This is a genomic window from Betaproteobacteria bacterium, from assembly GCA_016791345.1.
Classification (GTDB): domain Bacteria; phylum Pseudomonadota; class Gammaproteobacteria; order Burkholderiales; family JAEUMW01; genus JAEUMW01.
The window spans coordinates 1-6,572 of the sequence record JAEUMW010000245.1; the positions used below are offsets into that span (position 1 = coordinate 1).

General features: G+C 66.3%; 7 protein-coding genes. 4 read left to right on the top strand and 3 right to left on the bottom strand.

Going from position 1 to position 6,572, the window contains the following annotated elements:
• Positions 1 to 18: 18 nt before the first annotated feature.
• The gene (locus JNK68_09590) at positions 19 to 162 is read left to right on the top strand and encodes a hypothetical protein (GenBank protein ID MBL8540609.1); all 144 of its coding nucleotides are present in this window, start codon (positions 19 to 21) and stop codon (positions 160 to 162) included.
• Positions 163 to 187: 25 nt separating this feature from the next.
• Here the strand turns inward: JNK68_09590 and JNK68_09595 are convergent, their stop codons facing one another.
• Positions 188 to 1,012, bottom strand: a complete 825-nt coding sequence (locus tag JNK68_09595) for a hypothetical protein (protein MBL8540610.1) — start codon at positions 1,010 to 1,012, stop codon at positions 188 to 190.
• A 495-nt stretch (positions 1,013 to 1,507) separates the two neighbouring features.
• On the opposite strand from JNK68_09595, the gene JNK68_09600 reads away from it, so the two are divergent.
• Genes JNK68_09600 through JNK68_09610 form a run of 3 tightly spaced genes read left to right on the top strand, consistent with a single transcriptional unit; the run spans position 1,508 to position 5,200 of the window.
• Complete coding sequence (locus JNK68_09600) at positions 1,508 to 3,799, top strand: bifunctional enoyl-CoA hydratase/phosphate acetyltransferase (protein ID MBL8540611.1); 2,292 nt, start codon at positions 1,508 to 1,510, stop codon at positions 3,797 to 3,799.
• Positions 3,800 to 3,810: 11 nt separating this feature from the next.
• Positions 3,811 to 4,692 carry a DUF3141 domain-containing protein gene (locus JNK68_09605; protein ID MBL8540612.1) on the top strand — a complete coding sequence of 294 codons (882 nt, stop codon included), beginning with the start codon at positions 3,811 to 3,813 and terminating at the stop codon, positions 4,690 to 4,692.
• Positions 4,670 to 5,200 carry a hypothetical protein gene (locus tag JNK68_09610; GenBank protein ID MBL8540613.1) on the top strand — a complete coding sequence of 177 codons (531 nt, stop codon included), beginning with the start codon at positions 4,670 to 4,672 and terminating at the stop codon, positions 5,198 to 5,200. Before JNK68_09605 ends, JNK68_09610 begins: the two co-directional genes overlap by 23 nt.
• Here the strand turns inward: JNK68_09610 and rdgB are convergent.
• Together rdgB and rph are read right to left on the bottom strand one after the other, a co-directional pair.
• The gene (rdgB, locus tag JNK68_09615) at positions 5,146 to 5,736 is read right to left on the bottom strand and encodes an RdgB/HAM1 family non-canonical purine NTP pyrophosphatase (protein ID MBL8540614.1); all 591 of its coding nucleotides are present in this window, start codon (positions 5,734 to 5,736) and stop codon (positions 5,146 to 5,148) included. The genes JNK68_09610 and rdgB overlap by 55 nt on opposite strands.
• A gap of 14 nt (positions 5,737 to 5,750) precedes the next feature.
• Entirely contained in the window at positions 5,751 to 6,479 is a 729-nt protein-coding gene (gene rph, locus JNK68_09620; protein ID MBL8540615.1) for a ribonuclease PH, read from the bottom strand.
• Between the last annotated feature and the right edge of the window lie 93 nt (positions 6,480 to 6,572).

A 6,572-nucleotide genomic window follows, 5' to 3' on the forward strand; every position in this document is an offset into this window, starting at 1 on the left:
GAGATACTGGAGGCAAGCTTGGCGGACCGCCGCCAGGCGTGGGAGATGCAGCCGGATGGAACCTACATCCAGTTGCAGCCTGGCGAAGCGACGACCGGTCCGGCAGCCTTCGGTACGCACGCGTGGCTGATGGAGATGGCAAGCCACCGCACACCGGCCTGAGTTACGTGATGCGGAAGTTGGAGCGCTAGAACAGTTTCTTCAGGTACAACGTTCCGAGCGTGATGCAGCCTGCAGCCAGGATGAGCAGCGCCACCCATGCAAACGCTCCGGTGTCTTCTGTTCCAGGGAGGCCGGCCACGTTCATTCCCCAGATGCCGGATATCAAAGTCATCGGCAGGAAAGCAGCGGTAAGAGCGGTAAGGGCATTGAGCTTCTGTCCGGTGTCCTCGGCGACGCGTGCCGCCAGCTCTTCCTGCAGGAGCTTGGCGCGCTCCTGAAGCGCGAGGACTTCCTCGGTCAGGAAGGCGAGGTCGTCGGAGATCGACCGCAGCCAGCCGACCAAGCGTTCGCCCAGTGCCGGCTGGGAATGGATGAGAACCTTCTGCAAGGCCGTCCGCTCGGGCGTAAAGCTGCGCCTCAGCCGAGCGCAGTCGCGCCGCAAACGTCCGAGCAGTTCCCGTTGCTCGGTGACGCGACCGCGCAGCACCTGATCCTCGATCTCGTCAACCTGCTCGTTGATCTCATCCACGAGTTCATGCAGGGCTTCCATACGCAACCCGACCAGCTTCTCCAACAGATCGGTCCCGCTCTCCGCCCGCAGGCCGGCGCGGACTCGGCGCGCACCCGATCCGCCGTCCGCAGCGGATGTTTGCGGGCGGTGAGGAGGAATCGATCGGTGGCATAAGCCCAGAGTGTCGAGACATCCGACGGATCCGAATCGTGCTCGAAGGTCAGATCGCTCATGATGAAAACCAGTCCCTCGACACCGGGTTCGATCCGGCAGCGTTCGTCGTGCTTCTCGACGGCGTCGCGCAGCGTCCGCGGGAGCCATTCGGAGCGGGTCAGCCAACGCAAGGTTCCGGCGTGAGTGGCATTCACGTGCAGCCATACCACCGAGGACGGGTTGGAGATGGCAGCGGCGATCTCGGAGGCGTTCAGTCCCCTGTTGCGGCCGTCCCCGGAAAACTCGAACGCGCAGATAAGACCGTCCTCGGGGATCTCGGCGGAGGTATTGGGTTCGCTATTCATCGTTAATCGGGTTCGAGGACCGAAGCCGGGTGTGGCGCGTTCCTCGACGCACAAAAAGAAGGCCCCCTCCGGAACCCTTTGCACAGTGCCGAAGCGGGGCGTTGCAGATCACGCGACCATCTGAGCTTAACGCGGCTTCGTGACAAGCTCGTTGCAGAGGGATGTCAGGCCAGCGCCGGCGATTGCGTTGCGCGCATTCACACGAACTCAACAATCGCAGTGCAACATGGACAGCGAGGACAACGACAACCTTTTCGTGTCCGCCAAGTTGATGCTTGATTCCTCTCCCGGAGAACCGTCGTGAACACCCCGCCCGCTGTCTTTCCCTTTCAGCCCTTCGCTACCGAGCAACCCGTGGCTCCCGGCACACGCAATCGCGGAGGACTGGATCGAGTACTGGAACGACACCTGTCAGCGCACTCTTCTCACATGGGACGTATTGCGCCGACGCGGCAACATTTACTTCGAGCATCGGGAAAGCGGCAAACCACCGGTGCTCGTGTTCGACTACGAGATGGTGCTCGACGCGAGAGAGTTCTCGGAGCGACCCGTGAACTATGCGCTCGTGCGCATCCTGCCGCCTGACAACGTTGCCACCGACGCGAAGAAGCGTCCCTTTGTCGTCGTCGATCCGCGCGCCGGGCACGGCCCGGGCATCGGTGGCTCGAAGAGCGAGAGCCAGATCGGCATGGCGCTGCGCGCCGGGCATCCCTGCTACTTCGTCATGTTCTACCCGGAGCCGGTGCCCGGTCAGACCATCCTCGACATCGTCGAGGCCGAAGCGAAGTTCCTGCGTCACATCGCCGATCTCCACGCCGAGGCCGACGGCAAACCGTTCGTGATCGGCAACTGCCAGGCCGGCTGGTCGCTGATGATGGTTGCCGCCACCCATCCCGACCACGTTGGCCCGCTTCTCCTGGCGGGCTCGCCCCTGTCTTACTGGGCGGGGGTCAGGGGCAAGAACCCGATGCGCTACAACGGCGGACTGTTCGGTGGATCCTGGCTGGCTTCGCTCGCCTCCGATCTCGGCAACGGACGCTTCGACGGCGCTCTGCTGGTGCAGAACTTCGAGATGCTGAATCCCGCGAACACGTTCTTGCGCAAGCAGTACGACCTCTACTCCAACGTCGACACCGAGGCCGAGCGGTTTCTCGACTTCGAGAAGTGGTGGGGCGGTGTGTTCCTCATGAACAAGGAGGAGATGCGCTTCATCATCGACGAGCTCTTCGTCGGCAACAAGCTCGCGGTCGGCGAGACCGCAGGTCCGGACGGCCGCAACATCGATCTGCGCAACATCCGTTCGCCGATCATCGTCTTCGCGTCCTGGGGCGACAACATCACGCCGCCGCAACAGGCGCTCGGCTGGATCCCGCAGCTCTACGAGAGCGTAGAAGAGATCCGCGCCAACGACCAGACCATCGTCTACTCTCTCCATCCCAGCGTCGGCCACCTGGGGATCTTCGTTTCGGCGAAGGTCGCCGGGCGCGAGACCGAGGAACTTTTCGACGCGCTGGACCTGATCGATGCCGTGCCGCCGGGCCTCTACGAGCTCGTCATCACCGACACCCTGCCTGACACGCCGCACGTCGAGCTCATTACCGACCGCTATCTGTACCGTCTGGAAGCGCGGACGCTCGACGACCTGCTTGCATACGACGACGGACGCGACGACGAGGTCGCGTTCCGCACGGTCAAGCGCCTGTCCGAGAGCAACGAGGACCTGTACGACGTATTCGCGAGCCCCTGGGTGCGCGCTATGAGCAACGAAACGACCGCGGAAGCCCTGCGCGCCTCGCAGCCGATCCGACTCCAGCGTTCGCTCCTGTCGGATCGCAATCCGTGGATGGGTCCAATCGCAGAGCTCGCCGAGATGGCGCGCACGCAGCGAGCGCCTGTCGCTGCCGACAACGCCTTTCTGCGGTGGGAGCGTGTGATGGCGGAAGCGATGGAGAAGTGGCTCGACCTGTATCGCGACTATCGCGACTTCTGGGTCGAAGCGTGGTTCAGGGGCGACACGGGCCTGCGCACCGAGCGCCGCGTGAGCCACTGCTTCCTCATGGACGTCCCTACCCTGCCCGACCTGCTGATCATCACCGACGCCGCGGTGAACATCGCCCCTTCGCTCGCCGCCAAGGTCGACATCGCGCAGAACGCCATCGAGCTCGCCCACGCCATCGGCATCGAAGAGCCGCGGCTGGCGGTGCTCTCCGCAGTCGAGACCGGGAATCCGGCGATCGGGTCGACGATGGATGCCGCCGCGCTCTGCAAGATGGCGGATCGCCGGCAGATCTCGGGGGCGATCATGGACGGCCCGCTCGCGCTGGACAATGCGGTCAGTCTCGAAGCGGCGCGGGTGAAGCAGATCAACTCGGCAGTGGCCGGCCGCGCGAACATCCTGCTCGCGCCCGATCTCGACGCCGGCAACATGCTGGCGAAAAGCCTGACCTTCCTCGCCAACGCCGATGGCGCCGGCATCGTGCTCGGCGCCCGGGTGCCGATCATCCTGACGAGTCGCGCCGACGAGCTCGCCACGAAGCTCGCTTCGCGCGCCGTGGCCGCGCTGGTGGATGCCGCGCGCGCGGTTGCTCCGGTCCTCAGCCCAGTCTAGGGCCGAACGACATCGAACCCGTCGTGCCGCCGTTTCTCCAACGCACGCAGCGCCTGACCGAGCATCAGCGTTATCTCGACGACCTGGGTGCGCTTGCTCGAACGCACTGGCAGAAGTGGCAAGAGGTGTACGGTGCAAACTTCGCGAAGAATCAGGGCGCCCTCGAAGCGCTTGCGCAGGCCTTTGATCCTGCGCGCCGCGTCGGACCTGGGCGAGTACCTGACCGACTCGCGCAGCGGCAGATTCTCTTTGTCGATTGCCTGCGCCGGCGTGGTGATCTCTTCATTCGGCACGAGGAGGTCGGCGCGCAGCCTGTGCTCGCGTTCGACTTCGAAACGATCGTCGACGGCGGCACGCTCGCGTGCCCAGTCAACTACTCGCTGGTGCGGATCACGCCACCGGCAGGCACGTTGCAGCGGGAGACAGGCCGGCCCTACATCATCATCGATCCGCGCGCAGGACACGGCTCGGGTATCGGCGGCTTCAAGGACGAGAGCGAGGTCGGCTGTGCCCTGCGGGGCGGGCATCCCGTCTACTTCGCCGTCTTCTCGCGGCACCCGAAGCCCGGCCAGACGCTCGCCGGCGTCTGCGCCGCCGAGGCCGAGTTCGTGCGCGAGGTGCGGCGCCGCCATCCGCACTCGCCCAAACCCGTCATCATCGGCAACTGCCAAGGCGGCTGGGCCACCCTGCTGCTTGCCACCACGAACCCAGACATCACCGGCCCGATCGTCGCGAACGGGGCAACGCTTTCGTACTGGGCGGGGCAGTCGGGCAAGTTTCCGATGCGCTACCTCGGCGGCCTGTACGGCGGCCTGCTGCCCGCACTCATCACCGGCGGCGCGTGCGATCGGGACGCCCCGATCGCGGCGGGTGAGCGACGCGCCGCTCGGTGATCTGCGGGCGCTCGCGACCGTGCAGGATGCGCTCGATCGCATCGAGAAAGGCGGCTTTTCCGCGGGAGTGGTGCGCATGCTGATCCTGCTTGCCCGCGCCCACGGCACCATCCGTAAGGATCGCCTGGAGCGGTCCAACCGCATGCTCGAGACGGTCGAACCGTTCGCGAGCATCCCGGCGAAGCACAAGACGCGGCTTGTCCACCGCGAGTCGCTGATCGCGAGTTTCGAGCCCGAGGCGGCGCTGCGCACGCTACCCAAGCTGTTCGCGGGCATCGACGAGCGCCGGCGAGCGGTCGAGCTATGTCGCGATGTGGCGGGTCCTGTAGAGGAGATGGGCGAAGCGGTGCGGGAGATGTTCCGGCGCTTCCGGGAAGTCCTCGAGGTCGAAGCCGATTTCGGCGGCAATGTCGAGGACATGCCGTGCAACCTGCGGCCTGACGAGGGAGGGTGCTACCCTTCCTCGCGCAGCAGCAGGAGCAACCGCCGCAGCGCCTGGCCGCGGTGACTCGCCGCGTTCTTCTCTGCCGAGGTGAGCTCGGCGGCGGTGCGTCCGAGTTCCGGCAGCAGGAAGTACGGGTCGTAACCGAATCCGCCGAAGCCGCGCGGTGTCGCCGTCACCTCGCCGTGCCAGCGCCCTTCCGCGATGAGCGGCTCGGGATCGTCGGGGCGGCGCACCAGCACCATCACGCAGTAATAGTGGGCACGGCGGTCGGGTTTGCCCGCCAGCGCCGCGACCAGCTTGCGATTGTTCGCGTCGTCGGAGCGCGGCAGCCCGGCATAGTAGGCGGAGTGGACACCGGGCTCGCCAGCGAGCGCCGCCACGCAGATGCCGGAATCGTCGGCGAGCGCCGGCAATCCGCTTGCCTGCGCCGCGTGCCGGGCTTTGGCGAGCGCGTTCTCGACGAACGTGTGGTGCGGCTCCGCCGCCTCCGGGATGCCGAGCGATCCCTGCGGAATCACGTCGAGTTCGAGCGGCGCGAGCAGGTCGTGGATCTCGCGCACCTTGCCGGCATTGTTGCTGGCGAGAACGATGCGCTTCATGCCGCTCGCAATCTCTAGATGAACCCGAGCGCGCGCTTCTGCGCCGCCACGAGCTCGGCGATGCCTTGCGCGGCAAGGTCGATCATCGCATCGAGTTGAGCGCGCGTGAACGGCGTGCCCTCGGCCGTGCCCTGCACCTCGACGATGCCGCCGCCTGCGGTCATCACCACGTTCATGTCGGTGTCGCAGCCGGCATCTTCGAGGTAATCGAGGTCGAGCAGCGGCACGCCCTCGCGCATCCCCCCCGAAACCGCAGCCACGGCGTCGCGCAGCGGGGAGGCGCGCAGGACGCCCTGGCCGAGCAGTTGGTTGATGGCATCGTGGACCGCCACATACGCGCCGGTGATGCTGGCGGTGCGGGTGCCGCCGTCGGCCTGGATCACGTCGCAGTCGATCTGGAGGGTGCGCTCGCCGAGTGCCGGCAGATCCATCACCGCGCGCAGCGCACGGCCGATCAGGCGCTGGATCTCCTGCGTGCGCCCGCTCTGCTTGCCACGCGCCGCTTCCCGATCGGAGCGCGTGTGGGTCGAACGCGGCAGCATGCCGTATTCGGCCGTGAGCCACCCCTGGTTGCGCCCGCGCAGGAAGCCGGGCACTTTCTCCTCCACACTCGCCGTGCAGATCACGCGCGTGCCGCCGAACTCGATCAGCACGGAGCCCTCCGCGTGGCGCGTGAAGCGCCGCGTGATGACGACGGGCCGCAGCTCGTCGGGGCGTCGGCCGGCAGTGCGTTCTATGGTCATGTCAGGCGTCGTCGGCGCGCGTCGGGCTCAAAGGGGCGGCGTCGGTCCGCAGCAGACGACGGCCTCGCCCGGCGCCAGGGTATCGATCTCGAT